General features: G+C 69.0%; 1 protein-coding gene. It reads left to right on the top strand.

The features are described from left to right. Positions 1–725: FGGY family carbohydrate kinase (locus EN991_RS30140; RefSeq protein ID WP_245461115.1), on the top strand; the 725-nt coding region annotated here is incomplete at both ends.

Genomic DNA, 725 nt, shown 5'->3' with positions numbered 1-725 from the left:
TGTCATCGGCATCGACATTGGCACATCAGGTGCGCGCGCCGTCGCCATGCGCCGTGATTTTTCCATAGCCGGGCATTCGGCCGTTCCACTCGACAGGTTTGGCCGCGATGGCCGAGCCCCCACGGCGTGGTGGCAAGCGGTCAAGGCGGCGCTGACGGAGCTGCTTTCCGGCATCGACCGCACGGCGGTCCGCGCCATCGCCGTCGACGGCACCTCCGGCACGCTGCTGCCGGTCGACGCCGCCGGGCTGCCGCTGGCCGAACCGCTGATGTACAACGACAAGGTCGATGACGACGGCCTCTTGGCCGCGATCGCCCGCACCGCGCCGGCTGCAAGTGCAGCGCATGGAGCGACATCCGGCCTCGCCAAGGCCCTGCGCTTCCAGCATCTACCGGGCATTGCGGCAGTGCTGCATCAGGCCGACTGGATTGCCGGAAACTTCTCCGGCCGCTTCGACGTCAGCGACGAGAACAATGCCCTGAAGACAGGTTATGATGTCGAGGCCCGCCGCTGGCCGGAATGGATCGCGGCGACCGGAATGCGCATGGAGTTGCTGCCGCGCGTAGTCGTGCCGGGCGAGGTCACGGGCGCCCTCACCGCGGAAGCCGGGGAACTGTTCGGCTTGCCGCGCGATGTGGCCGTCGTCGCCGGCACCACGGATGGCTGCGCCTCGTTCCTGGCGACCGGTGCCGCCGCGATCGGCGACGGGGTCACTGCGCTGGGAT

The organism is Mesorhizobium sp. M7A.F.Ca.US.005.03.2.1 (assembly GCF_003997795.1).
GTDB lineage: Bacteria > Pseudomonadota > Alphaproteobacteria > Rhizobiales > Rhizobiaceae > Mesorhizobium > Mesorhizobium ciceri.
This window is presented reverse-complemented; position numbering and strand designations above follow the sequence as displayed.